The organism is Bradyrhizobium sp. PUT101 (genome assembly GCF_052043945.1).
GTDB lineage: Bacteria > Pseudomonadota > Alphaproteobacteria > Rhizobiales > Xanthobacteraceae > Bradyrhizobium.
The window spans coordinates 6,023,552-6,046,216 of the sequence record NZ_CP197207.1 but is presented as its reverse complement, the minus strand read 5'-3'; the positions used below and the strand labels follow the sequence as shown (position 1 = coordinate 6,046,216).

Annotated in this window: 28 protein-coding genes and 2 pseudogenes; 17 read left to right on the top strand and 13 right to left on the bottom strand. The window is 63.7% G+C overall.

Annotation, left to right across the window (positions count from 1 at the left end; all coding sequences use genetic code 11):
- Nucleotides 1-118: 118 nt before the first annotated feature.
- The 3 genes from ACSHT2_RS29035 to ACSHT2_RS29025 all read right to left on the bottom strand — a co-directional run bounded on the left by ACSHT2_RS29035 (nt 119) and on the right by ACSHT2_RS29025 (nt 2,449).
- Nucleotides 119-538 (bottom strand): hypothetical protein, encoded by a 420-nt coding sequence (locus ACSHT2_RS29035; RefSeq protein ID WP_440638174.1) that lies wholly within the window; start codon nt 536-538, stop codon nt 119-121.
- Nucleotides 539-647: 109 nt separating this feature from the next.
- Nucleotides 648-1,649: an NAD(P)H-dependent flavin oxidoreductase gene (locus ACSHT2_RS29030; RefSeq protein ID WP_440638172.1), complete on the bottom strand. Its 1,002-nt coding sequence runs from the start codon at nt 1,647-1,649 to the stop codon at nt 648-650.
- 62 nt (nt 1,650-1,711) lie between these two features.
- Entirely contained in the window at nt 1,712-2,449 is a 738-nt protein-coding gene (locus ACSHT2_RS29025) for an SDR family oxidoreductase (protein WP_440638170.1), read from the bottom strand.
- Between the two features lie 172 nt (nt 2,450-2,621).
- Between ACSHT2_RS29025 and ACSHT2_RS29020 the strand changes: the two genes are divergently transcribed.
- Nucleotides 2,622-3,080, top strand: coding sequence for a winged helix-turn-helix transcriptional regulator (locus ACSHT2_RS29020; protein ID WP_440638168.1), 459 nt, complete (start codon nt 2,622-2,624; stop codon nt 3,078-3,080).
- Between the two features lie 147 nt (nt 3,081-3,227).
- Here ACSHT2_RS29020 and ACSHT2_RS29015 read toward each other — a convergent pair whose 3' ends face one another.
- Together ACSHT2_RS29015 and ACSHT2_RS29010 are read right to left on the bottom strand one after the other, a co-directional pair.
- Entirely contained in the window at nt 3,228-3,386 is a 159-nt protein-coding gene (locus ACSHT2_RS29015; protein ID WP_018321727.1) for a hypothetical protein, read from the bottom strand.
- Nucleotides 3,387-3,407: 21 nt separating this feature from the next.
- Nucleotides 3,408-3,782: a PRC-barrel domain-containing protein gene (locus ACSHT2_RS29010; protein ID WP_440638166.1), complete on the bottom strand. Its 375-nt coding sequence runs from the start codon at nt 3,780-3,782 to the stop codon at nt 3,408-3,410.
- A 164-nt stretch (nt 3,783-3,946) separates the two neighbouring features.
- Between ACSHT2_RS29010 and ACSHT2_RS29005 the strand changes: the two are divergent.
- From ACSHT2_RS29005 to ACSHT2_RS28970, 8 genes and pseudogenes are all read left to right on the top strand, one after another.
- Nucleotides 3,947-4,192: pseudogene (locus ACSHT2_RS29005) on the top strand (thiamine pyrophosphate-requiring protein); the annotation flags it as partial.
- Between the two features lie 8 nt (nt 4,193-4,200).
- Nucleotides 4,201-4,428, top strand: coding sequence for a hypothetical protein (locus ACSHT2_RS29000; RefSeq protein ID WP_440638164.1), 228 nt, complete (start codon nt 4,201-4,203; stop codon nt 4,426-4,428).
- A gap of 86 nt (nt 4,429-4,514) precedes the next feature.
- Nucleotides 4,515-5,066 carry a DUF4142 domain-containing protein gene (locus tag ACSHT2_RS28995; protein ID WP_440638163.1) on the top strand — a complete coding sequence of 184 codons (552 nt, stop codon included), beginning with the start codon at nt 4,515-4,517 and terminating at the stop codon, nt 5,064-5,066.
- Between the two features lie 243 nt (nt 5,067-5,309).
- A pseudogene (locus tag ACSHT2_RS28990) lies at nt 5,310-5,458 on the top strand (SDR family oxidoreductase); the annotation flags it as partial.
- A gap of 98 nt (nt 5,459-5,556) precedes the next feature.
- Nucleotides 5,557-6,144: a phosphatase PAP2 family protein gene (locus tag ACSHT2_RS28985; RefSeq protein ID WP_440638161.1), complete on the top strand. Its 588-nt coding sequence runs from the start codon at nt 5,557-5,559 to the stop codon at nt 6,142-6,144.
- Nucleotides 6,141-6,488, top strand: coding sequence for a DUF3147 family protein (locus ACSHT2_RS28980; RefSeq protein ID WP_028176968.1), 348 nt, complete (start codon nt 6,141-6,143; stop codon nt 6,486-6,488). The genes ACSHT2_RS28985 and ACSHT2_RS28980 overlap by 4 nt, the downstream gene beginning before the upstream one ends.
- On the top strand, nt 6,488-6,961 hold the full coding sequence (locus ACSHT2_RS28975; RefSeq protein ID WP_440638159.1) for a hypothetical protein: 474 nt from the start codon (nt 6,488-6,490) through the stop codon (nt 6,959-6,961). The genes ACSHT2_RS28980 and ACSHT2_RS28975 overlap by 1 nt, the downstream gene beginning before the upstream one ends.
- Before the next feature lie 336 nt (nt 6,962-7,297).
- Nucleotides 7,298-7,546, top strand: a complete 249-nt coding sequence (locus tag ACSHT2_RS28970; RefSeq protein WP_440638157.1) for a hypothetical protein — start codon at nt 7,298-7,300, stop codon at nt 7,544-7,546.
- Nucleotides 7,547-7,679: 133 nt separating this feature from the next.
- On the opposite strand, the gene ACSHT2_RS28965 is transcribed toward ACSHT2_RS28970, so the two are convergent.
- The 3 genes from ACSHT2_RS28965 to ACSHT2_RS28955 all read right to left on the bottom strand — a co-directional run bounded on the left by ACSHT2_RS28965 (nt 7,680) and on the right by ACSHT2_RS28955 (nt 8,400).
- On the bottom strand, nt 7,680-7,883 hold the full coding sequence (locus ACSHT2_RS28965) for a hypothetical protein (protein ID WP_440638156.1): 204 nt from the start codon (nt 7,881-7,883) through the stop codon (nt 7,680-7,682).
- Nucleotides 7,884-7,955: 72 nt separating this feature from the next.
- Entirely contained in the window at nt 7,956-8,087 is a 132-nt protein-coding gene (locus ACSHT2_RS28960) for a hypothetical protein (RefSeq protein ID WP_256439311.1), read from the bottom strand.
- A 118-nt stretch (nt 8,088-8,205) separates the two neighbouring features.
- Entirely contained in the window at nt 8,206-8,400 is a 195-nt protein-coding gene (locus ACSHT2_RS28955) for a hypothetical protein (RefSeq protein WP_440638155.1), read from the bottom strand.
- Between the two features lie 93 nt (nt 8,401-8,493).
- On the opposite strand from ACSHT2_RS28955, the gene ACSHT2_RS28950 reads away from it, so the two are divergent.
- Nucleotides 8,494-9,006 carry a DUF4142 domain-containing protein gene (locus ACSHT2_RS28950; RefSeq protein WP_440638153.1) on the top strand — a complete coding sequence of 171 codons (513 nt, stop codon included), beginning with the start codon at nt 8,494-8,496 and terminating at the stop codon, nt 9,004-9,006.
- A 6-nt stretch (nt 9,007-9,012) separates the two neighbouring features.
- Here the strand turns inward: ACSHT2_RS28950 and ACSHT2_RS28945 are convergent, their stop codons facing one another.
- A complete protein-coding gene (locus ACSHT2_RS28945) occupies nt 9,013-9,219 on the bottom strand; it encodes a hypothetical protein (protein WP_440638152.1) in 207 nt (68 codons plus the stop codon).
- Nucleotides 9,220-9,600: 381 nt separating this feature from the next.
- On the opposite strand from ACSHT2_RS28945, the gene ACSHT2_RS28940 reads away from it, so the two are divergent.
- Both ACSHT2_RS28940 and ACSHT2_RS28935 read left to right on the top strand, forming a co-directional pair.
- Nucleotides 9,601-15,897, top strand: coding sequence for a HAMP domain-containing protein (locus tag ACSHT2_RS28940; protein ID WP_440638150.1), 6,297 nt, complete (start codon nt 9,601-9,603; stop codon nt 15,895-15,897).
- A gap of 13 nt (nt 15,898-15,910) precedes the next feature.
- Nucleotides 15,911-17,398: an HWE histidine kinase domain-containing protein gene (locus ACSHT2_RS28935; RefSeq protein ID WP_440638149.1), complete on the top strand. Its 1,488-nt coding sequence runs from the start codon at nt 15,911-15,913 to the stop codon at nt 17,396-17,398.
- On the opposite strand, the gene ACSHT2_RS28930 is transcribed toward ACSHT2_RS28935, so the two are convergent.
- Entirely contained in the window at nt 17,395-17,616 is a 222-nt protein-coding gene (locus ACSHT2_RS28930) for a hypothetical protein (protein WP_440638147.1), read from the bottom strand. The two genes, ACSHT2_RS28935 and ACSHT2_RS28930, sit on opposite strands and share 4 nt — an antisense overlap.
- A gap of 141 nt (nt 17,617-17,757) precedes the next feature.
- On the opposite strand from ACSHT2_RS28930, the gene ACSHT2_RS28925 reads away from it, so the two are divergent.
- Nucleotides 17,758-18,015, top strand: coding sequence for a hypothetical protein (locus ACSHT2_RS28925; RefSeq protein ID WP_440638146.1), 258 nt, complete (start codon nt 17,758-17,760; stop codon nt 18,013-18,015).
- A 95-nt stretch (nt 18,016-18,110) separates the two neighbouring features.
- Nucleotides 18,111-18,353 carry a hypothetical protein gene (locus tag ACSHT2_RS28920; RefSeq protein ID WP_440638145.1) on the top strand — a complete coding sequence of 81 codons (243 nt, stop codon included), beginning with the start codon at nt 18,111-18,113 and terminating at the stop codon, nt 18,351-18,353.
- A gap of 119 nt (nt 18,354-18,472) precedes the next feature.
- Here ACSHT2_RS28920 and ACSHT2_RS28915 read toward each other — a convergent pair whose 3' ends face one another.
- On the bottom strand, nt 18,473-18,745 hold the full coding sequence (locus ACSHT2_RS28915; protein ID WP_440643046.1) for a hypothetical protein: 273 nt from the start codon (nt 18,743-18,745) through the stop codon (nt 18,473-18,475).
- A 113-nt stretch (nt 18,746-18,858) separates the two neighbouring features.
- On the opposite strand from ACSHT2_RS28915, the gene ACSHT2_RS28910 reads away from it, so the two are divergent.
- Together ACSHT2_RS28910 and ACSHT2_RS28905 are read left to right on the top strand one after the other, a co-directional pair.
- Entirely contained in the window at nt 18,859-19,053 is a 195-nt protein-coding gene (locus ACSHT2_RS28910; protein WP_440638144.1) for a DUF3072 domain-containing protein, read from the top strand.
- 91 nt (nt 19,054-19,144) lie between these two features.
- A complete protein-coding gene (locus ACSHT2_RS28905; protein WP_124159724.1) occupies nt 19,145-19,417 on the top strand; it encodes a DUF6496 domain-containing protein in 273 nt (90 codons plus the stop codon).
- Between the two features lie 12 nt (nt 19,418-19,429).
- On the opposite strand, the gene ACSHT2_RS28900 is transcribed toward ACSHT2_RS28905, so the two are convergent.
- Together ACSHT2_RS28900 and ACSHT2_RS28895 are read right to left on the bottom strand one after the other, a co-directional pair.
- Nucleotides 19,430-19,792: a hypothetical protein gene (locus tag ACSHT2_RS28900; protein WP_440638143.1), complete on the bottom strand. Its 363-nt coding sequence runs from the start codon at nt 19,790-19,792 to the stop codon at nt 19,430-19,432.
- Between the two features lie 268 nt (nt 19,793-20,060).
- Nucleotides 20,061-21,608 (bottom strand): Do family serine endopeptidase, encoded by a 1,548-nt coding sequence (locus ACSHT2_RS28895; protein WP_440638141.1) that lies wholly within the window; start codon nt 21,606-21,608, stop codon nt 20,061-20,063.
- 206 nt (nt 21,609-21,814) lie between these two features.
- Between ACSHT2_RS28895 and ACSHT2_RS28890 the strand changes: the two genes are divergently transcribed.
- Nucleotides 21,815-22,651, top strand: coding sequence for a universal stress protein (locus ACSHT2_RS28890; protein WP_440638139.1), 837 nt, complete (start codon nt 21,815-21,817; stop codon nt 22,649-22,651).
- Nucleotides 22,652-22,665: the final 14 nt, after the last annotated feature.

Genomic DNA, 22,665 nt, shown 5'->3' with positions numbered 1-22,665 from the left:
TCAGAAAACCTTCGTCGAATCACGACGGAAGGTGCCTGCGCTCCTTGACTGCCAGCTTACGGTTTCTTGACTCCGCGCCTACGGTTTTACGACGCGGCAATGACGGCTTTGGCCTGGACTAACGCTTCCAGTTGCAGATACCGCCGGAGCGGCATGGCCAGGTCTGGATGCGGGTATCCATTGCCTGCGCGTCGAGCGGATTGCCGTGGCGGCGTGCAAGCTTCGCACGGGCTGCGCCGCGCGCCTGTGCGCTCCTGGCATGCGCGGACTTCGGCTCGGCCACATGAACGCGCTTGGCCGCAACCTTCTTCGGCACGTCGACAGGCTCAGCGCGAGCCTGCGCCTCGACGCCCCCGCGCGCTTCGAGTGCGAGCGGCGCGAAGCGCGTCTCCGGCCCGAGACGCTTCGGCGACAGAACGGCCTTGGAGAGATCGAGGCCGAGATATTCATCGGGCTTGTAGTCGTCAGCGCGCGCAATGCCCCCCCCTGCGATCACGAGGGCAAGAGCCATTGCGAAGGGAACGGTTTTCAGGACCACGGACGCCTCCTGAAATTGATTTATTAAAGGGGTAATTTACCCCTATTTAGGAGGCGTCACGCGCAATTCCAGCGGCCAAATGCCGCCGTGGTTAAGAAGTTTGACGGTGTCAGGCGACCTTTCGTGTCGCACCCGTCCCGTCCAGGAACCCCATCAGACGGCTGCGTATGATGGTCTCCGCCTCGCCCATGATGCGATCAATGAGCTCCTTACAGGATGGGATGTCGTGGATCAGGCCTGCGACCATGCCGCAGCTCCAGGCGCCCGCGTCCATCTGGCCGTCCAGCATGATCCTGGGATAGACGCCCGCGACCTGGTCGTGGATATCGTCGATCGTGAGCTTGTCGCCCTTCTCGCGCTCGATCTCGAGCAGGCGGTCGACATTGGCGTTCTTCAGGACACGCTCCGTGTTGCGCAAGCTCCGCATGATCAGGCGGGTGTCGAGCTCGGTCGCTGCGACGAGCGCATTCTTCACGTTCTGATGCACCGGAGCTTCCTTAGTGGCGATGAAGCGCGTGCCCATGTTCATGCCGGCTGCGCCGAGCGACAGTGCCGCGACCAGGCTGCGTCCATCGGCCATGCCGCCGGAGGCGACGAACGGGATCTTCAGCTCTTCCGCCGCGCGCGGCAGCAGGATCATGTTGGGAATGTCGTCTTCGCCGGGATGTCCGCCACACTCGAAACCGTCGACGCTGACGGCATCGCAGCCGATGCGTTCGGCTTTCAGGGAGTGGCGCACCGAGGTGCATTTGTGGATGACCCTGATGCCGGCCGCCTTCAGGGCCGGCATGTAGGCTTCCGGGCTGCGGCCTGCGGTCTCCACCGCCTTGATGCCACCTTCGACGATGGCCGCAATGTATTCGGGATAGGGCGGCGCCGAGAAGGTCGGCAGGAAGGTGAGGTTCACGCCGAACGGCTTGTCGGTCATGTCGCGGCAGCGCGCGATCTCCTTCGCGAGCAATTCCGGCGTCTTCTGCGTGAGACCGGTGATGATGCCGAGCCCGCCGGCATTGGAGACGGCGGCGGCCAGCTCGGCAAAGCCGACGAAATGCATGCCGCCCTGGATGATGGGGTGCTCGATGCCGAACAGTTCGGTAATCGCGGTCTTCACTTAAATACCTCCCGGAATTTGCTTGATGTTGAGATCAGTCTAGCCGGACTTTTGCGCTGCGGTCACCATTTCTCTCCGAACGGGCGGATCTCCATCTCGAAGGTCCAGGCGCTCTTCGGCTGCTGGTAGAGCTGCCAATAGGCGTTCGCGACCGACGACGGCGGCATCAGGAGGTCGGGATCGTCCAGTGCATTCGGCCCGAGCGCCTCGAGCCGGCGCTGCCGCACCCATTCGGTATCGACCCCGGAATCGATGATGAGATGGGCGACGTGGATCTTCTTCGGCCCGAGCTCGCGCGCCATCGCCTGCGCCACCGCGCGCAAGCCGAACTTGGCGCTGGCAAAGGCGGCAAAGCCGCTGCCGCCGCGCAAAGAGGCCGTGGCGCCAGTGAAGAAGATGTTGCCGCCGCCGCGTGCCAGCATCAGCCGCGCCGCCTCGCGCCCCGCAAGGAAGCCGGAATAGCAGGCCATCTCCCACACTTTCCGGAAGACGCGCTCGGTGGTGTCGAGGATCGGAAAATTGACGTTGGCGCCGACATTGAAGATGCAGACTTCCAGCGGCGCGTGCTTGTCGGCGTCGTTGAGGAAGGCGATGACCTCATCCTCCTTCCGCGCATCGAGCGAGCGCGCGTGGATGTCACCGCCGGCAGCTTCGATATCTTGCACCAACGGCGCGAGCTTGTCGCCATTGCGGCGGCCGGCGAAGATCGAGAACCCCTCGGCGGCAAACTTCTTGGCGATTTCGGAGCCGATGAAATCGCCGGCCCCGATGACGGCCGCTGTGGCGTTTCGCTTGGGCAAGGTCGCCTCCTCCGGTGAGCCGCGATAGGCGTGCGGCGGGCAGTTTACCGAAGACTATAGTTCCGAAATAGAACTGTCAAACTCAGGGGGAGAGTGGTAGCCTTGCTACGAAATAGCGCTGGCTATTCATGTTAGTTCCTTTTTCAGACTGACTGTCGCTGGAGACCGCACCATGAAATGGGACACGCTGGACGAGGAGCCCTGCTCGCTCTCCCGCACCGTCGCCGTTGTCGGCGACCGCTGGACGCTTCTGATCCTGCGCGAGTGCTTCTTGCGGGTGCGCCGGTTCGAGGCGTTCCAGTCCTCGCTCCAGATCACGCGTCATCTGCTTTCCGAGCGGCTGAAGAAGCTGGTCCGCTTCGGCATCCTGCGCCGCGTCCCGTATTCCGAAGCACCGAAGCGCTACGAATACATCCTCACTCAGAAGGGGCTCGACCTCTACATCATGGCGATGGTGCATTGGGGTGACACCCATATGGGCGACGAGCGCGGCCGCCCGCTGCTGCACGAGCACAAGATTTGCGGCAAGCTGTTCGATCCCGTGATGGTGTGCTCGGAATGCGGCGAGCCGCTGCACGCCAAGCAGGTACACGTGCATGCGGGGCCGGGGCGGGACCAGGCGGTGGGGTGAGCAGGCGGCTCTGGTGAAATTGCTGGCGCTGCGCCGGAATGGTCTGCGCCAGCGCGCGCTGTCATTCGTGATCGCATGGCTCAAAAAGAGCAGCCCGGCACCCTGGACGCCCGCGCTTGCCTCAGTAGCCTGCAGTGGGGCATACCTTCAGTGCGTCTTCGTCTCGTGCCACTTCTCGAGATCGGGCTTCTCCTCGTCCGATCCCTGCTCCTTCTCGGGATTGCCCTTCCAGGGCTTGTCCGTCTGGCGATGCGAACCCCAGTCGTTCTGCTGCCGGGGATCGTCATTGGGCCGTTCCTTGCTCATCGAGCTTCCTTTCCTGAAACTTCAAGCGAAGGGGACGCCGTAATAGGAGTTGATGCCACGCACGGCGGCGTCATCACCCCAGTTCCAATCGCTTCGTGAGCCATATTTGGGCGCGCCTTCCAGCTCCTTGGTGGTGAGACCGGTGACATAACCGCCAAGCTCGGTGTCGTATTTCAGCGACTGCCAAGGCAACGGATAGTGGTCGTTGCCCAGTCCCAGGAATCCACCAAAACCGAGCACGGCGTAGGACACCTGGCCACTGATCTTGTCGATCATCACGCGTTCGATCGAACCGATCCGGTTGCGATCGGCGCCGTAGACCGATGTTCCCTCGACCTTGTCGCTGCCGATCAAACGGCCCGTCTCACTGCGATCCAGTTCGCCTTGGTTCAACATCGCAATTCTCCACTCGGCCACGTGCAAAACCAACCGGATGGGCACGGGATCGTTCCGGCGCATGTTCCGTGAGCGGTCAGGAACATCGCACCAAACGAGCAGTTCTCTGAGTTTCATGCACCTGACAAACCAAGGGCCACACGCAATGTCCCAGACCGTCTCCGACCGGTATCTTCGTCGACAGCCCACAGCTGCTCGGCTCCGCCTGGGAGCAGGCGCTTGCGAGCGAGATGCCGGTCGTGCTGGAGGTGAAAACCGATCCGGAGGTGCCGTCGCTGCCGCCGCACATCACGCTCCAGCAGGCGAAGAATTTCTCGCTCGCCCTGATGAAGGGCGATCCGAACGAAAGCGGGATGATCAAGGGAGCGGCGCGCCAGATGTTCGAATCGATCCTGCCCGGGAAACAATGAGGTGAACAATGAGTGACTTCCGCGACATCCAGCACGGCGTCAACGATCCGGTCGGAGGCCTCGACGTCAAGCGGCAGATCAACGACAACCGCACGCCGCATGAGCGGGCGCAGCACCACGCGGACGTACGCGCTGATGCGACCCCCACGGCGACGGAGCCTTTCCTTCCGGAGCGGCTGCGGCGAAAGGCGACCGATCCGATCAATCCTCGCAGCGGCAGAAGGCCTACAGACTAACCGTTTGGAACCTCGGGCCTGGCGGCGTGTTGGTCGGCGCAACGTCGCCGGCAAGCCGCCGCGCGATCCATCGGAGGGATTCGACCATGAAACGCACTATCATCGCCCTTGCCTGCATCTTTTTCGCAAGCCCCGCGCTCGCCCAGTCGCTTGGCGAAAAGACCGGCGTTAATTCGGCGCTCGGCGTTGCGCCTACGACCGCCGATTTTGTGAAGCAGGTCGCGATCAGCGACATGTTCGAGATCGAATCAAGCAAGCTCGCCGAGCAAAAGGGCAATGCGGAGGAGAAAACCTTCGCGAAGCAGATGATCACCGATCACACCAAGACCAGCAGCGAGCTCAAAGGTCTGGTCGGCAATGGCAAGGTGCAAGCCACGCTGCCGACGGCACTCGACAGCTCGCATCAGAGCAAGCTCGACAAGCTCAAGAGTGCGAACGGCAAGGACTTCAGCTCGGACTATAATTCCTATCAGGTCAGCGCGCATGAAGATGCAGTGTCGCTGTTCGAGCGTTACGCCAAGGGCGGAGATAATGCCCAACTGAAGGATTGGGCCGGCAAGACGCTCCCCGCGTTGAAGCATCACCTCGATATGGCCAAGAACCTCGGCAAGGCACCGAGCGTCGGTCAATCCAGGTAACGCATTGCTGAAGGACGCCGGCCGGCCTGGCGTCCTTCGCTTGGCAACGACAAGCGTCTCCGCGCATTGAGCCTCGACCATCGCGGAGAGCATGATGTCGAACCACAGCAAGAACTGTCCCGCCGGCACGTCGTTCACGCCGCGAGCGGAACGCTCGCGTCGGCTTCGCTGTCGTCCTCGCCAGCGAAAGGAAACGCGCCCATGGCGGATACCGACTTGACCAATCCCGTAACCCGCTGTCCGAAGCTCGAAAGATTCGGCGGCATAGCACCGCTCGGCCGTCCGGCCAGCCCGTCGAGCTCGCCTCGATTTACGTGCAGCTTGCCGCCGCCGACGCAAGCTATGCGACGGGACAAGTCTATGGCGCCGCCGGCGGCTCCGGGCAACCGTAGTTGCGGCGCCGCGGCCTGAGGCCCCGGTAGAACTCAGGAACCTTCTATGTCTCCGGGCTTTACAAAATTGTCATGGAGGAAAACTCGCCGGCGGACCGATGGCGCTCGTAACAGTGAAACCCACTCGGATCGATACGGCGATCGCCAACGAGATCGCACGCAATACCAACTCAGGCCTCGAGCATGCCGCCCGGGCGATGACCTGGGGCGCCGATGAGCATGTGCTGCTCGTGCTCGCTGCGGCGGGATGGCTCTACACCTGCATCCGGCATCCGCAGCGGCGTCCCGTTGCCGATCACGTCCTGGTGGTATCGCTGGTGACGGCGATAGTGCCGCATGTCTTGAAATCCGTATTCGACCAGACGAGGCCTGACCGGTTGACGGTGAGCGGCCACCGGCACGGTATTCCTTATTCGGGACGCCCCAACGACGCGCTTCCCTCGGGTCACGCCGTGCATATGGGCGCCCTCGCCTCGGCGGCCGGCCTGTTGCCGCCGGCCTCGCGCCGCTTGGCACGCTCACTCGCCGTGGCGTTGTCGCTGACGCGAGTGGCGCTGCTGGCGCACTGGATCAGCGACGTGGTGGCAGGCTTCACGCTCGGCATCGTCGTCGAGCGACTGTTCAGGCGGTTCACACTGGCGAAATCACCGCGGCAACGGCCCGAAGCCTCGCGGGTACGGCCATGACGGAATATCTGGTGCGCTTCGTCGCCGGCGGGCTGATCGTATCCGTCTTCGCTATCTTCGCTGACATGCTGCGGCCAAAGAGCTTTGCCGGGCTTCTCGGCGCGGCGCCGTCGGTCGCGCTGGCCACCCTCGGCATCGCCGTGGTCCAGCACGGCCCGCAATATGCTGCGGCCGGAAGCTGGACGATGATCTATGGCGCTATCGCGCTCGCCTGCTACTGCCTCGTCGTCTGCCATCTCCTGATGAGGATCCGTCTCGGCGCGCTCCCCGCGACGATCCTTGCCTTTGCCGTATGGCTCGGGGTCGCCTTCGGTCTGCTCGCCGGTTTGGGAGGTGCCGCCTGATGCTGGTGAAGCTGTCGTCATCGGCATTGAAACAGACGCGGTGGTACGAGTACGCCGTTCGCTTCGCGCTCGGCGGCTGCGCGACGGTGCTCGCGGGAGTCATCGGCTCGCATTTCGGCGTCTCTGTCGGCGGGCTCTTTCTTGCACTTCCGGCCATCTTCTGTGCCAGCGCGACCCTGATCGAAAGCCACGAACGTCACGCCAAGGAGAAGGCCGGGCTGAGCGGGCGGCGTCGCGGACAGAAGGCCGCAGCGCTCGATGCGGCAGGTGCAGCACTCGGCAGCATCGGCCTCGCGGCGTTCGCTGCCGTCTTCCATGCCACCGTCGGTGCAAGCGTCGCGCTCGGTTTCATCGCCGCGTTGACGGTCTGGGCCACCGTTTCCGTGACGGCCTGGTGGCTCAGGCGCAAGCTTCGCATCGTCTCGCACAGTCGCCGTACCCACTCGCCATCGGCGAAGGCTCCCGCTTCGTGACTAAACCAGCTCGCTTTCGCCGTCGTCGAAATCTGCGATTGCGGCGGCTGGAGCCCCGGGCTGTTGGCCCAGCGCTCGACCTGTCGATGATTTGCTGGTGGCTTGGCCGCACTGGCTTGGATGCTTCCGGGAAAACTTGCGAGGTAACCTGACTTCATCCGTCATGGACTCTCCTCCCTTTCGAGAAAAATGCACCATGGCAGGATACGCTTCAAAATTAATCCGCTGATTTTATTGTGTATTTTTACTCATTGAGAGACTTCATCGACTCTTGCGGAACTCTCGCCAGCTTTGTTGGTTGAGTAAACTACTCAACTTACTCAATGCGTGATCGCCATGAACGACCCTCGCGCCGAGCGCCTTCAGGTCATGCTCTCGCCGGAAGAGTTGGCCGCCATCGACGATTTCCGGTTCAAGCACCGAATGCCGACGCGGGCGGCCGCAGTCCGCGAACTCCTCAGGGTTGGACTGACCGCCGTCGGCGTCGATGCCGCTGTGGGCGTGAAGTCGAGCAGCTTTGGCGTGTTCGGCCGCGGACCTGTCGGACATACTCAGGGGGATCCAGAGAGCGGCACCGGCGGCTGACGCACAATAAGCAGACGGCCCCGGCACGCTGGGCGCCAGGGCCGTCCTTGGAGATTGCTTCCGGCGCACCGGGGGCATGACAACCGGAAGCAATCCGTCGACTCTTCCCGCGGGGATTCGTTCCTCGTGAGAATTAACCTGTCGCGTCGCTCGAGCCGTCCGGCATCGCGCCGGAGCCTGGCGTCTTGCTATTGACGTTCAGCTTGGGATCGCGCGTCGCTTCACGCGAAGGCGAGCCTTTCGGGTTTGTCTTGTGCACGGACTGTGCACGCTCCTTGTCGCGCGGCTGCTCCTCCCCGCGCTTGTCCTTGACGATGCCTTGGTCGGAATGGGCCATGATGGGGCTCTCGCTTGTTCTGGTGTCTCGGGAACGCTTACGCACCGCGGCGTCGAATGTTCCGGTGCAGTGCTAACTGCGCACCGCGTGGACCGCGGCAGATGCGTTCTCGAGATGCACCTGCCGCAACGTCGTCACCGTCGCGAACGCGACCGAGACGCCAAAGGCGAGAATGAGGGAAAGAAGAGCCAGACGTGGAGCCATCGCCAAAACCTCCTTCTGAAACTGGAAATCGACGCGATCGAATGTTCCCGGATGATCCCAAATCAGTCGCTTGCCTTCCGTGAGCGGTCTCACACGCAGATTCACGAGAACGAGCGACTCATACGTTTCGCTTTGGAGGAGCGTGGACCGCAACGGGCGGGACTTCGCCGTCGAGCCAATCCTGTTCGTTGGCGAGCGCCGTCCACGCGTCGGCCATGCGCGAATAGCGCTTGTGGGCGGGTTGTCCGTCGGCTCGCTCGGCAAGCTGAAGACAATTGTCGGCGTTATCCCTGAAGATGTCGGACTGTTTCATATCGAGGACGTGGGGACGGAACTCTCGTGCTGCAAGCCGCTTACCGGATCGTAATGGTCAGGGAACTTCGCACTCCCTTCAACATTGGTATCGATGCGAGTTCTTGCCGCGATCATCCTGGCATTCATCAGCACTGCGGCGTTTGCCGACAGTACCGGTGAGCGAAAGCCCGGCGAACGGCCACCGACTGCGATTGAGGTAATCAGCGGCGTCTACGACTTCAGCCGATTTCAACAGGGTCTTCTTGAGAATACCGACCTCAAGGGCAATGCGGAGGTCAAGAACCTAGCCGCCCTGCGCGCCGAGGAAGCGGCCAAGCGCGACAAGACCCTGAAGAAGATCCAGGAGGCAATTGGCGCGGAACCGCGCGTCGGCAAGGCAACATCTTCGACTGCGAGCCTCGTGGAGCCCGAGATGTCGGATGGTCCGACCTACGTCAGAAGCTTCTATGCCGCGCAGATTCCCGAGTATGAATCGATCATCGATCTGCTCGATCGCTATCTGAAGGCGCCCGACAATGCAGCGCTTGCAGCGTTCGCGCGCGAACAACTCCCGATGTTGCGCTCGCAGGTCAGGGACGCCGAGCGTACCATGGCGGACAAGTAGTCGTTTCTACTTGTCGTTAGGGTGATATTGCTGGCTCTGCGGCCGCACGGTACGATCGCTCTCCGGCATCTTGTCCCGGCCCGCATCGTCATTGTCGTCCTTGCCGCCCGAAGACGACTTGCCGCTGCCGCTCGAATTCGACCGGCTGGCCGTTCCGGTGGTCGGTGTTTCCGCCCGCGGGCTGGCGGAGCTCGCGGCGGGATCGCCAGTCACAGCGCCGCGCCCGCTGGGCGCACCGCCCTGCGCCAAGCCGATCCCGCGGCAGACACCGTGATAGCGATGGCGGCAAATTTTGCTTTCATTATCCGTTCTCCCTGTCTTTCTGCGGGCTAACCATCAGGCTCGGCGCTCCGTTCCGAATGACGAATGCCGGGCACGGGACGAGCAGAGCGGCGGCCCCACGACGGCACTCCTCTCTGAGTAGCGTGGAACCAATTCGGCCGATCATGGTTAGTTCGGCCGGGCTGAGCAAAGCGGGTTCCAATTCCTCGCGTCGCACCTTGGCGCTTGATTTCGAATTTGGCTGACGCTCTATTTCATTTCGACCAAACGCGTCGTGCCGCAGATTCGGCCGACGCCTGCGGGGGAATCAGTATGAGCGACCTCGATCCCGGAACTACATCACGCTCCGGTCGTCGCGTCCCAAAGCCAAAACCCAACGGTACGTCGGAGCCGGATTCCCGGGCGGAACTGTTGCTCGCCTTGCAGGCGATGCGCAGCGGTGACTTCTCGGTGCGCATGAGCGGCGACTATCTCGGCATCGACGGCAAGATTGCCGACACTCTCAACGAAATCATCGCCGCCAACCAACGCATGGCGCAGCAACTCGAACTGGTCGGCCAGGTGGTGGGCCGCGAAGGCAAGACCCGCCAGCGCGTCAAGTTCGGCCTCGCCTCGGGCTCCTGGGCCGACATGGAAGGTTCCGTCAACACGCTGATCGACGACCTGCTGTGGCCGACGCGCGAGGTGACGCGCGCGGTCGCCGCCGTCGCACAAGGAGACCTGCTCCAGACCGTCAAGCTCGACGTCGATGGCCGTCCGCTCGGCGGCGAGTTTTTGCAGTCGGCGAACATCGTCAACACCATGATCAAGCAGCTCGGCGTGTTCACCTCCGAGGTGACGCGCGTGGCGCGCGAGGTCGGCACCGAGGGCAAGCTCGGTGGTCAGGCCCAGGTGCCTGAGGTGACCGGCGTCTGGAAGGACCTGACCGAGAGCGTCAACTCGATGGCGAACAACCTGACCAACCAGGTTCGCAACATCGCCGAGGTGACGATCGCGGTCGCCAACGGCGATTTGTCGAAGAAGATCACGGTCGACGTCCGCGGCGAGATCCTGCAGCTCAAGGAAGCCATCAACACGATGGTGGACCAGCTCCGCTCGTTCGCCTCGGAAGTGACGCGCGTCGCGCGCGAGGTCGGCACCGACGGCAAGCTCGGCGGCCAGGCGATCGTGCCGGGCGTCGCCGGCACCTGGAAGGACCTCACCGACTCCGTCAACGCGATGTGCGGCAACCTGACTGCACAAGTGCGCAACATCGCCAACGTCACCACCGCCGTGGCGCGCGGCGACCTCTCCCGCAAGATCACCGTGGACGTGCGCGGCGAGATCCTGGAGCTGAAGGACACCATCAACACGATGGTGGACCAGCTCAACTCGTTCGCCTCGGAAGTGACGCGCGTCGCGCGCGAGGTCGGCACCGAAGGCAAGCTCGGCGGCCAGGCCCAGGTGCCTGGTGTGGCCGGCACCTGGAAGGACCTCACCGACAACGTCAACTTCATGGCCTCGAACCTGACCGCGCAGGTCCGCAACATCGCCGACGTCGCCACCGCCATCGCCAGCGGCGATCTGTCGAAGAAGATCACGGTGAATGTCTCCGGCGAGATCCTTCAGCTGAAGGAGACGCTCAACACCATGGTCGACCAGCTCAACGCCTTCGCGGGCGAAGTGACGCGCGTCGCCCGCGAGGTCGGCACCGAGGGACGGCTCGGCGGCCAGGCCAACGTGCTCGGCGTCGCCGGCACCTGGAAGGACCTCACCGAGAGCGTCAACTCGATGGCCTCGAACCTGACCGCGCAGGTCCGCAACATCGCCGAGGTGACGACCGCGGTCGCCGGCGGCGACCTCTCCAAGAAGATCACCGTCGACGTGCGCGGCGAAATTCTGGAGCTGAAAGATACCATCAACACCATGGTGGACCAACTCAACGCCTTCGCCGGCGAAGTCACGCGCGTGGCGCGCGAGGTCGGCACCGAAGGCAAGCTTGGCGGTCAGGCGGTCGTGCGCGGCGTCGGCGGCACCTGGAAGGACCTCACCGACAGCGTCAACTCGATGGCCTCGAACCTTACCGGCCAGGTCCGCAACATCGCCGAGGTCGCAACTGCGGTCGCCAAGGGCGATCTGTCTAAGAAGATCACGGTGAACGTGTCGGGCGAAATCCTTCAGCTGAAGGAAACGCTCAACACCATGGTGGACCAGCTCAACGCCTTCGCCGGCGAAGTGACGCGCGTCGCGCGCGAGGTCGGCACCGACGGCAAGCTCGGCGGCCAGGCTGGCGTGCCGGGCGTCGCCGGCACCTGGAAGGATCTCACCGACAGCGTGAACTCGATGGCGGGCAACCTCACCGCCCAGGTCCGCAACATCGCCGAAGTGGCGACCGCGATCGCCGGCGGCGACCTGTCGCGCAAGATCACCGTGGACGTACGCGGCGAGATCCTTCAACTCAAGGACACGCTGAACACGATGGTCGACCAGCTCAACCGTTTCGCGGGCGAGGTGACGCGCGTGGCACGCGAGGTCGGCACCGAAGGCCGTCTCGGCGGTCAGGCCAACGTGCCCGGCGTCGCGGGCACCTGGAAGGATCTCACCGACAGCGTGAATTCGATGGCGGGCAACCTCACGGCCCAGGTCCGCAACATCGCCGAAGTGACGACCGCGGTGGCGCGTGGCGACTTGTCGCGCAAGATCACCGTCGACGTGAAGGGCGAAATCCTCGAGCTCAAGAACACCATCAACACCATGGTGGACCAGCTCAACGCCTTCGCCGGCGAAGTGACGCGCGTCGCCCGTGAGGTCGGCACCGAAGGCAAGCTCGGCGGACAGGCCGAAGTGCCCGGCGTTGCCGGCACATGGAAGGACCTCACCGACAACGTCAACTTCATGGCATCGAACCTGACGGCCCAGGTCCGCAACATCGCCGAGGTCGCGACCGCCATTGCCGGCGGCGATCTCTCGAAGAAGATCACGGTGGACGTGCGCGGCGAGATCCTTCTCCTGAAGGACACGCTGAACACCATGGTTGAGCAGCTGCGCTCCTTCGCCGCCGAAGTCACGCGCGTCGCCCGCGAGGTCGGCACCGAAGGCCGTCTCGGCGGTCAGGCCGTCGTGCCCGGCGTCGGCGGCACCTGGAAGGATCTCACCGACAACGTCAACCTCCTGGCGGCAAACCTCACCACGCAGGTCCGCAACATCGCCGAAGTGACGACCGCGGTGGCGCGTGGCGACCTGTCCCGCAAGATCACCGTCGACGTGAAGGGCGAAATCCTCGAGCTCAAGAACACCATCAACACCATGGTGGACCAGCTCAACGCCTTCGCCGGCGAAGTGACGCGCGTGGCGCGCGAGGTCGGCACCGAAGGCAAGCTCGGCGGCCAGGCGCAGGTGCCCGGCGTTGCCGGCACATGGAAGGATCTCACCGACACCGTGAACCTGATGGCTGCGAACCTGACCGAGCAGGTGCGCGGCATCGTCAAGGTGGTGACGGCGGTCGCCAACGGCGATCTCAAGCAGAACCTGACGATGAAATCGCGCGGCGAGGTCGCCGCTCTCGCCGACACCATCAACAACATGACCGAGACGCTCGCGACCTTCGCCGATCAGGTGACGTCGGTGGCACGCGAGGTCGGCGTCGAAGGCCGGCTCGGCGGCCAGGCCAACGTGCCGGGTGCTGCCGGCACCTGGAAAGATCTCACCGGCAACGTGAACCTACTGGCTGCCAACCTCACCTCGCAGGTGCGCGCGATCGCGGAAGTCGCGACCGCCGTGACCAAGGGCGACCTGACGCGGTCGATCCAGGTCGACGCCCGCGGTGAAGTCTCGGAGCTGAAGGACAATATCAACACGATGATCACGAATCTCCGTCTGACGACGGACGTGAACACCGAGCAGGACTGGCTGAAGACCAACCTCGCCAAATTCACCAACATGCTCCAGGGGCAGCGCGATCTCACCACCGTCGGCCGGCTGCTGCTCACCGAGCTGTCGCCGCTGGTGAATGCCCATACCGGCGTGATCTACCAGGTCGAGAACGAGGACAATTCCCAGCTGCTGCTGCTCGCGTCCTACGCCAGCGACGGCATCTATCCCTATCAGCGCGTGCTCCAGTTCGGCGAAGGACTGATCGGCCAGTGCGCCCTCGACAAGCGGCCGCGCATGGTTTCCGACATCCCGTCAGACGTTGTGCCGATCAACTCGGCGCTGTTCCGCGTCGCGCCGAAAAATCTCGTCGTGCTGCCCGTCCTGTTCGAAGGCCAGGTCAAGGCCGTGATCGAGCTCGCCTCCCTCGTCTCCTTCACGACCTCGCAGATGACGTTCCTGGAGCAGCTCACCGACTCCATCGGCATCGTTCTGAATTCGATCGAAGCGACGATGCAGACCGAAGGCCTGCTCAAGCAGTCGCAGCAGCTCGCCGGCGAGCTACAGACCCAGCAGCGCGAATTGCAGCAGACCAACGACCAGCTCGAGCAGAAGGCGCAGCAGCTCGCCGAGCGTAACGTCGAGGTGGAGCGCAAGAACCAGGAGATCGAGCAGGCCCGTCGCGCTCTGGAGGAAAAGGCCACCGAGCTTGCCCTGACCTCGAAGTACAAGTCCGAATTCCTAGCCAATATGAGCCACGAGTTGCGTACGCCGCTGAATTCGATCCTGATTCTCGGCCAGCAGCTCACCGACAATCCGGACGGCAATCTCTCGGCCAAGCAGGTCGAGTTCGCCCGCACCATCCACGGCGCCGGCACCGATCTGCTCAACCTCATCAGCGACATTCTCGATCTCTCCAAGATCGAGTCCGGCACGGTAACCGTCGACGCCGAGGAGATCCTGACCGCGAACCTGCTCGAGACCGTCGGGCGGCCTTTCCGGCACGAGGCGGACAACCGCAATCTGTCGTTCAAGATCGACGTCGATCCGAACCTGCCACGCAGCATCGTCACCGACTCCAAGCGCCTGCAACAGGTCCTCAAGAACCTGCTCTCCAACGCCTTCAAGTTCACCGCCGAAGGCGAAGTGCGCCTGAAGGTCACGGGCGCGATCGGCGGCTGGGGGACGGATCACCCGGTGCTGAACTCCGCGCCGGCCGTGATCGCGTTCGAAGTATCCGATACCGGCATCGGCATTCCGCTGGAGAAGCAGAAGCTGATCTTCGAGGCGTTCCAGCAGGCGGATGCTGGCACCAGCCGAAAATACGGCGGCACCGGACTCGGACTCGCGATCAGCCGCGAACTCGCGAGCCTGCTCGGAGGCGAGATCCATCTGCGCAGCGCGCCGGGCAAGGGCTCGTCCTTCACGATCTATCTGCCGTTGAAGTATTCCGGTCCGACGCTCGCGCCGCGGGCCGCGCCGGCGCCGCAGCAATACAGCCAGCCGCCCGCGCTGCAGCCGGCCGTGCCGGAGCAACAGCGCGCCATCGAGCAGCTTCCCGACGACCGGTTGAACCTCGAGCCTGGCGACAGCATCCTCCTGATCGTCGAGGACGACCCGCACTACGCGCGTGTGCTGGTCGACCTCGCGCGCGACAAGGGATTCAAGGTTCTGGTCACCGCGCGGGGCGCGGAGGCGCTCGAGCTCGCCAAGCAGTATCAGCCGGGAGCAGTCTCGCTCGACGTGTTCCTGCCCGACATGCTCGGCTGGACCGTGCTGAACCAGCTCAAGCACAATCCGTTGACCCGCCACATCCCCGTGCAGATCATCACGCTCGACGAGGACCGCCAGCATGCGCTGGCGCGTGGCGCGTTCTCATTCGTCAACAAGCCGACCACGCCTGAAGGCGTCGCGGCCGCGCTGACGCAAATCAAGGAATATGCCCGGCCGCGGCGCAAGCGGCTGCTGATCGTCGAGGACGACGAGGCCGAGCAGCTTTCGATCCGCGAGCTGCTGCACCACGACGACATCGAGATCGTGACAACGGCCACCGGCGCGGACGCACTTTCGACGTTGCGCGAGCAGCCGTGTGACTGCGTTGTGCTCGATCTCAGGCTCCCCGACATGAGCGGCCTCGAGGTGCTGGACCAAGTCCGCAACGACGAGCGACTGTCAAACATCCCGATCGTGGTCTTCACCGGCCGCGAGCTTTCGGCGGAGGAGGACGCGGAACTCCACACCATGGCGCGCAGCATCGTGGTCAAGGGCGTGGAATCGCCGGAGCGCCTGCTCGACGAGACCGCACTGTTCCTGCACCGCGTGATCACGGAGCTGCCGATCGAAAAGCAGCGTATGCTGGAGAAGCTGAACAGTTCCGACGAGGACTTGATCGGCAAGACCGCCCTGCTCGTCGACGACGACGCCCGCAACATATTCGCCCTGTCGAGTGTGCTGGAACGACGCGGCATGAAAGTGCTGACGGCGACGACCGGCAGCGAGGCTGTGACACTGGTCGACTCCAATCCGGAGATCGCGATCGTGCTGATGGACATCATGATGCCGCAGATGGATGGCTATCAGACCATCGGCGTGATCCGCGAAAATCCGGCCTTCGCCCGTCTTCCGATCATCGCGCTGACCGCCAAGGCGATGAAGGGCGACCGGGAGAAATGCCTCGAGGCCGGCGCGTCCGATTACCTCGCCAAACCGGTCAACACCGACCAATTGCTGCTTGCGATCCGCATGTGGCTGCACCGCTGAGTTGGGCCCGCGTATGGACCAGGAAAAGGTCAATATCCTGCTCGTCGACGATCAGCCGGCCAAGCTGCTCGCCTATGAGGTGATCCTGAAGGATCTCGGCGAGAACCTCGTGATCGCCTCATCGGGACGCGAGGCGCTGGAGGTGCTGCTCAAGACCGAGATCGCAGTGATCCTGGTCGATGTCTGCATGCCCGAGCTCGACGGCTTCGAACTCGCCGCAATGATCCGCGAGCATCCGCGTTTCCAGAAGACCGCCATGATCTTCATCTCTGCCATCCAGGTCAGCGACATCGACCGGTTGCGCGGCTACGAAATGGGCGCGGTCGATTACGTGCCGGTGCCGGTCGTGCCGGAGGTGCTGCGTGCCAAGATCAGGGTGTTTGCCGAGCTCTACCGCAAGACGCGCGAGCTCGAACGGCTGAACCACGAACTCGAGGACCGCGTCCGCGCACGCACCGCGGAACTGGAGAGCTCCACGGCGAAGCTGCGCGAGAGCGAGCAGCGGCGCAGCATGGCGATCGCTGCCGGCAAGATGGGATCCTGGGACTGGGACTGGATCAGCGGCGATTGGATGTGGGACGACGGGCAATACCGCATCTTCGGCGTCGGCCCGGAGAGCTTCGAGGTCAATCCGGCCAACGTCCAGGCGCTGTTGCATCCTGATGACGTCGATCAGTTGCGCAAGGCGATCGCCGAATTCAACAAGGGCACGCGCGCCTATGAAACGGAATTCCGCATTGTGCGGCCCGACGGCGAGGTGCGCTGGTGCGTCGGCACGGCGGCGGCGACAGTCGACGAGCGCGGGCGCGTGGTGCGCGTGAGCGGCGTCACCGTCGATATCACCGAACGCAAGCGCGCCGAGGAGCGGCAGAATCTCCTGGCGCGGGAAGTCGATCATCGCGCCAAGAACGCACTGGCGCTGGCCCAGTCGATCGTGCGTCTCACCCGGGCGGACGAGGTCAAGGACTATGTCAGCGCGGTCGAGGGACGCATCAATGCACTGGCGCGCGTGCACACCATCCTGTCGCTGTCGAGCTGGCAGGGCGCCGAGCTCTCCAGGCTGATCGACGAGGAGCTTGCGCCCTATTCGCTCGGCGACCAGATCAGGCTGGCCGGTCCCGAAGTTCAGTTGCTGCCCGCGACGGCCCAGACGCTGGCGCTCGCGCTGCACGAACTCTTCACCAACTCGGCCAAGTACGGCGCGCTCTCGACTCGATCGGGGCGGCTCGCGATCGATTGGCAGGTCGAGGACGAGCTGCTCACGCTGAGCTGGGAGGAATCCGGCGGTCCGCTGGTCATGACACCGAAATCTCGCGGCTTCGGCACGCGGAGCCTGCTTGCGAGCGTCGAGTCCCAGCTTGGCGGACAGGCGCAGTTCGATTGGCGCGCCGAGGGCCTGTTGTGCCGTCTTGAGGTTCCGCTGACGCGAAAGACGGCGACGGCCGGACTCGGCAAGTTCGACACCGGCGGCTCCGCCGAATTGCAGCGCGCATCCGGCTAACCGGACACTGCGCTCGTCATGCGCTGTACCGTCCGCGGTTCGCGCGCGACCCGCCCTTCCAGCCAGGCTTCCGTTCGGGCGAGATCGCGCAACGCCCTGGCGTAACGGCGCGCCGCACTTCGCTCTGCTCCGCGCGGTAGCCTGCGGGCCTTGCGCAGGATGTCCGCAGCCGCATTGCGATAGGCTAGCGAGCGGTAAAGGAAGACTACCTTACCCATATCGATGTTCCCGTTTTGATGGCACTCATCCTCGCAAGCCCGGCATGAACGTCGGATGAAGCGGACGATGACAATTATTTCAACCGAATGGAACCACAGAATCACGCGGGCGTTGGCATGCCGGTTCGGGAATGACCTCCCATGCGCACGAAGAAGTCGTCTGAGCTGATCTCTGCCAGCGGCCTCATCAAGCTGATGACGCACGCAATGATGGGCGCAGCCCTCGGCCTCACCTTCAGCCTCGCGCTCGTCCTATCCAATCCAACCGTGGCCAACCTGCTGAATAACGGCGGAAGCCAAGCCATTCTGGTGTTCGCCCTCACCTTGGTGACGACGTTCGCGATCGGCGCGACGCTCACCGGCGTCGTGTTCATCATTCATGAGGACAAGCAATCTTGAAGCGCGCGTGACCCGCGGGGGATGCTTTGTCGGGAACTCCTGCGGAGAATAGCGGTTGGCTGCCTGCGTCAAATTAACTCAGGGAGTTTCCCCGCATGAAGACGACCAAGCTCGCTCTCGCCGTAATGTTGGCAACCGGCCTTGCCGCCGCACCGTTCGCCGTGCAGGCCAAGTCACACAAGGCCAAGCATGGATCCTCGATGTCATCGTCGCAGACCACCGGCGCCAACACCAAGTCTTCCAAGGGCGCTGATCCTTCCGGCCAGGGCGGCTCCGGCCCCGGCTCCGATCAGGGCGGCACCATGTCGAACAAAGGCGCCATGACGCACACCAAATAGTTCACTCCCTGGCATCCATGGAGGGCTCCGCCATTGCGGGGCCCTTTCTCTTGGTGCTCGCCGTCACGAGATGCTCCGGCCGCGCCCGCGTGCACGCAATCAGAAGCTAGGCTGCGGCATCATCGAGGCCCTCGCGCTGCAGCTGCCGGATGGCTGAGCCCAGTTCGAATATCTCGGCGCCCGCTCGCGCGCACGGGATTGCCGACTGTCTTCGCGGGACGAAGGCGCGCCCGGTCGCGGACGTCGGGCAGAACGTCGCTGCCACCAGCTGCCTTCCATTCGGCGATCAGGAGGTTGATTCTCCGGCGCAGATCCATCTGCGCCAGGGCCCTTTCTGTGCAGTCGCAGTCGCGCTCGACGAGGTCGCGCACCGACGCTTCGACGTCGGCCATTTCGAGCCTCAAGGCTCTGATCTTACGTCGAATTTCATTAATTCTGTTGTCCATGGCTTGCTAGAACAAAATAAGAACATATAGTCAAGTCGATTTCAGAACGGAGAAGGCAGATGCAGGTTCAAGGTAAATACGACGCCAGGGCTTTTCTTGGAGAGCAGATGACGCGGACGCAGGGTCTCAGGCTGAGGCGGCTAAGCGAAGAGGCGTATCAACCGGCCCAATATGCACGGGACCTGTCCTCCAGCGAGGCCGCACGGCGCATCCAGGCGTTGGAGGCGGAGATCGAGTTGGCGAATTCCTTCTAATTAGCCTGCGTCGCACGCCTGCAACGTTGTGTACGCGCTGCCGGAACCATGGCTGTGCCGAACGGTTCTCCTCGGCCAAGGGAGAACATGCATGGCACGCAAGGCAAAGAAACGTCGCTACTCACGCAGTTCCGGCAGCGATGTCGAAAGCGAGATGCGGCGCTACAAGAAGGGCACCGCGAAGAGCGGGCGCGGGGGCCGCGTGAAGAGCCGCAAGCAGGCGATCGCGATCGGACTGTCGAAGGCGCGCAAGAAGGGCAAGAAGGTCCCGAAGAAGGCATCGAAGCGGAAGAGTGCCAAGAAGACGTCCAAAAGCAAAAGGTCGTCAAAGAAGTCGTCGAAGCGCAAATCCAGCAAGCGCTGACGCTAACCTGTCTCAGATCATGCTGCCCGGCATGAAGCATCGGATCGAAATCCCGAACGCAGTCTTCACCGGCCACACCATGGTGCGGCCGGCCCGGTTCGGCTCGGTGATGACGGCTTCGTCCGGCACCTCGATCCACTGTCCGTCCAGGCGCACGCGGTAACGCCCGTTGTAGGACTCCCAGTCGGGATCGGCGACGGCAAAGCCATCCGCATCCGAGCAACACGGACCGAGCTGGCTGCGCAGGCTGTCGAACCATGGTTTCAGGGGGGAATTCGCGTAGCGGCCGTCGTCACGCCCGAGCGCGTTTCCGCCCCAGAGGACCAATGGCCCGACGAGCAGTGCACTCCTCAGCGAGAGCTTCAATCGATCCATGTCGGCACCGATCAAATTCGAACCGCCGGCAGGTTCCACAAAGCGGCCGCAAGTTCGAAGTTCCGCGATTGCAACCCACCTTTGCGACTCCATTGCCGCAGCGGTGTTGGAACTGTGATGAACGAACACGGCTTTTTCGGACGAACTGCGTCATCATCCCTGCGGTTAACGAGAATGTTATCGCTAACCCAACGGAAATTTCGAGGATGAACAGGAAAGGCGGCCCGAGGGCCGCCTTTTTTAACCTGCGTTGCTCGATGCGCCCGACTCACGCGAGCGGAACTGCCACGAATCTTGTCGCCTCCGCGCTTCTGACCTGCAAGAGCACGCTGCGCTTGCCCGACGTTTTGGCCTGCGCCAGTTCCGAACGGACGTCGCCGACATTCGCGACGGCCTTGCCGCCGACATTGAGGATGACGTCGCCGGTCTGAATGCCGCGCTGTGCCGCCGGCCCTTGCGGATCGACCTCGGTGACGACGACGCCCTTCTGGCCCGCGCCCTGGACGTCACCGGCCGGCGCCAGGCTGAGGCCGAGGCGCGGCGTGCCGGCACTCGGCTGCCCCCTGCCCTCGTCGGCAGTGCCATTTCCCTTGGCTTGCCGCTCGTTCGGCAACTCGCCGAGTGCCAGGGTCACCGTTTTGCTGTCACCCTTGCGGAAGACATCGAGCTTCACCGACGTGCCCGGCGCCAAGGTGGCGATGGTGCGGGCGAGGTCGCGGGAGTCCTTGACCGTCGTGCCGTTGACGGCGGTGATGACGTCACCCGCCTCGATGCCGGCCTTCGCCGCCGGGCTGCCATCCTGCGGATTGTCGACGATCGCGCCGCGCGCCTCCTTGAGGCCGAGGCTGTCGGCAATATCCGAGGTCACGGGCTGCACCTGCACGCCGAGCCAGCCTCGGGTGACCACGCCCTTGTCCTTCAATTGCGCGATGACGAGCTTGGCGGTCGAGGCGGGAATATCGAAGCCGATGCCGACCGAGCCGCCCGAGGGCGAGAAGATCGCAGTGTTCACGCCGATCACGTTGCCGTTCATGTCGAAGGCCGGCCCGCCGGAATTGCCCTTGTTGATGGGCGCATCGATCTGGATGAAGTCGTCATAGGGGCCATTGCCGATATCCCGGCCGCTGGCCGAGACGATGCCGGCGGTAACAGTGCCGCCAAGACCGAAGGGATTGCCGACTGCGACCACCCAGTCGCCGATACGCGGCTTCTGGTCGGAGAATTTGACGAAAGGAAAGTCCTTCTTGCCATCGACCTTGATCAGCGCGAGATCGGTCTTCGGATCGGTGCCGACCACCTTCGCAGTGTAGGTCGTGCCGTCATCCATCGTCACCTGCACGGACTCGGCGTGGTCGACGACGTGGTTGTTGGTCACGGCATAGCCGTCGGGGGAAATGAAGAAGCCGGAGCCTTCGCCCGTGATCATCTGATGGCGCTGGCGCGGCATGCCGTTCATGCCGCCCGGGAAGCGGAAGCCGAACTGTCGGGAGAATTGGTCGAACGGCGTATTCTCGTCCGAATCCATCCGGTTCTGCTGCAGCATCGCGGTCTTGTCGTTATCCTGGTCGATCTTCACCCGCACCGAGATCACCGCGGGTTTGACCTTGCTGACAAGATCGCCGAAGCCGGGCGGCGTCGCGGCGGCTTCCGCGGCCTGAGCCGGCGCAATGAAGGAGTTCGTACCGAACGGCGCGGAGCCTGGCGCCATTGACAGGGCGGCCACGCCCAGCGCGGCCACGGTGCCGAGCAGCGCGAGCCGGCGCGGCCTCAAGATCTTGCGGGACGTGGTGGTGTCGGAATTGACGCGATCGTTCATGTCGAAATATCCATGTTGAGCTGGTGTCGCCTTGCCCTCAACATGGTCGCTGCCACCTTACGGCGTCCCGTCCGTCCGATTAAATCTCGGCAAAGAATGGGAGAGCGGGCACGGCAGGCAAATCGTCGCTGCCCATTTGATGCAGCTCAACACGGGCGCTTCGCGCAGTGAAAAACTGCACTCATGAGGTCCACCGGAGGCGTGCCATGTACAAAGACATTCTCGTCCACATTCCCACCGAACGTCCCATGCGTTCTGCGATCGAGGGCTCGATCTCGCTCGCGGCGCACCTCAACGCGCATCTCGACGCGGTCGCGGTCGGCTATGTCGCAACCAGTGCAGCTTACGTGATGGAGGGCGGCGCGGCGGTGGCGGCCGTGTTCGAACTGGAACGCGAGCGCGCCGTGGAGCGGGCCGAGGCCGCGCTCGCGGTGTTCAGGAGCGAAGCGGCGAACGCCGGCATCTCCTACACTTGCCACGCGCTCGGCGCGATTCCGGCGGATGCAGCCGTCTCGCTCGGCGAGATGGCGCGACTGCACGACCTCAGCATCGTGGTCCAGCCGGATCCGACGCAGGGCGCGTTTGACAACGACGTGCCGGGCGAGATCCTGTTTCAGGCGGGCGGCCCGGTGCTGTTCCTGCCCTACACCTTCCGCGGAGCCTTCAAGGCGAACCGGGTCGGCATCTGCTGGGACGGCAGCCGCCTCGCTGCCCGCGCCGTGCGCGACGCAGCGACGTTCCTGGCGCGCGCCGCAGAGATCGTGATCATCACCATCAACGAGGCCGACGCCGTCTCCGGTGAGGCTTCAGCGAGCAACTTGGCAAGACATCTCGGCCGGCGCGGACTGCCGACCCGCACGGTCAGCCTGTCGGCAACGCGCGCCGACATTCAGCCGACCATCCTCTCGCTTGCGGCCGACGAGAGCCTCGATCTCCTGGTGATGGGCGGCTACGGCCATTCGCGGTTGCAGGAGCGCGTTCTCGGGGGCGTCACCCGCGCCATGCTGGAGGCCATGACAGTCCCGACGCTGATGTCGCATTGAGCCGAACCGGCTTG

Bases quoted from the DNA above. Each gene is read 5' to 3' on its own strand.
- ACSHT2_RS28905 (WP_124159724.1), top strand. From the start codon at position 19,145: ATGGCACGCAAGGCAAAGAAACGTCGCTACTCACGCAGTTCCGGCAGC.
- ACSHT2_RS28935 (WP_440638149.1), top strand. From the start codon at position 15,911: ATGGACCAGGAAAAGGTCAATATCCTGCTCGTCGACGATCAGCCGGCC.
- ACSHT2_RS28910 (WP_440638144.1), top strand. From the start codon at position 18,859: ATGCAGGTTCAAGGTAAATACGACGCCAGGGCTTTTCTTGGAGAGCAG.
- ACSHT2_RS28995 (WP_440638163.1), top strand. From the start codon at position 4,515: ATGAAACGCACTATCATCGCCCTTGCCTGCATCTTTTTCGCAAGCCCC.
- ACSHT2_RS29010 (WP_440638166.1), bottom strand. From the start codon at position 3,782: ATGTTGAACCAAGGCGAACTGGATCGCAGTGAGACGGGCCGTTTGATC.
- ACSHT2_RS29015 (WP_018321727.1), bottom strand. From the start codon at position 3,386: ATGAGCAAGGAACGGCCCAATGACGATCCCCGGCAGCAGAACGACTGG.
- ACSHT2_RS28970 (WP_440638157.1), top strand. From the start codon at position 7,298: ATGAACGACCCTCGCGCCGAGCGCCTTCAGGTCATGCTCTCGCCGGAA.
- ACSHT2_RS28930 (WP_440638147.1), bottom strand. From the start codon at position 17,616: ATGGGTAAGGTAGTCTTCCTTTACCGCTCGCTAGCCTATCGCAATGCG.
- ACSHT2_RS28920 (WP_440638145.1), top strand. From the start codon at position 18,111: ATGAAGACGACCAAGCTCGCTCTCGCCGTAATGTTGGCAACCGGCCTT.
- ACSHT2_RS28925 (WP_440638146.1), top strand. From the start codon at position 17,758: ATGCGCACGAAGAAGTCGTCTGAGCTGATCTCTGCCAGCGGCCTCATC.
- ACSHT2_RS28895 (WP_440638141.1), bottom strand. From the start codon at position 21,608: ATGAACGATCGCGTCAATTCCGACACCACCACGTCCCGCAAGATCTTG.
- ACSHT2_RS28940 (WP_440638150.1), top strand. From the start codon at position 9,601: ATGAGCGACCTCGATCCCGGAACTACATCACGCTCCGGTCGTCGCGTC.
- ACSHT2_RS28955 (WP_440638155.1), bottom strand. From the start codon at position 8,400: ATGAAACAGTCCGACATCTTCAGGGATAACGCCGACAATTGTCTTCAG.
- ACSHT2_RS28975 (WP_440638159.1), top strand. From the start codon at position 6,488: ATGCTGGTGAAGCTGTCGTCATCGGCATTGAAACAGACGCGGTGGTAC.
- ACSHT2_RS28965 (WP_440638156.1), bottom strand. From the start codon at position 7,883: ATGGCCCATTCCGACCAAGGCATCGTCAAGGACAAGCGCGGGGAGGAG.
- ACSHT2_RS28950 (WP_440638153.1), top strand. From the start codon at position 8,494: ATGCGAGTTCTTGCCGCGATCATCCTGGCATTCATCAGCACTGCGGCG.
- ACSHT2_RS28960 (WP_256439311.1), bottom strand. From the start codon at position 8,087: ATGGCTCCACGTCTGGCTCTTCTTTCCCTCATTCTCGCCTTTGGCGTC.
- ACSHT2_RS28890 (WP_440638139.1), top strand. From the start codon at position 21,815: ATGTACAAAGACATTCTCGTCCACATTCCCACCGAACGTCCCATGCGT.
- ACSHT2_RS28900 (WP_440638143.1), bottom strand. From the start codon at position 19,792: ATGGATCGATTGAAGCTCTCGCTGAGGAGTGCACTGCTCGTCGGGCCA.
- ACSHT2_RS28980 (WP_028176968.1), top strand. From the start codon at position 6,141: ATGACGGAATATCTGGTGCGCTTCGTCGCCGGCGGGCTGATCGTATCC.
- ACSHT2_RS29020 (WP_440638168.1), top strand. From the start codon at position 2,622: ATGAAATGGGACACGCTGGACGAGGAGCCCTGCTCGCTCTCCCGCACC.
- ACSHT2_RS28915 (WP_440643046.1), bottom strand. From the start codon at position 18,745: ATGGCCGACGTCGAAGCGTCGGTGCGCGACCTCGTCGAGCGCGACTGC.
- ACSHT2_RS29000 (WP_440638164.1), top strand. From the start codon at position 4,201: ATGAGTGACTTCCGCGACATCCAGCACGGCGTCAACGATCCGGTCGGA.
- ACSHT2_RS28985 (WP_440638161.1), top strand. From the start codon at position 5,557: ATGGCGCTCGTAACAGTGAAACCCACTCGGATCGATACGGCGATCGCC.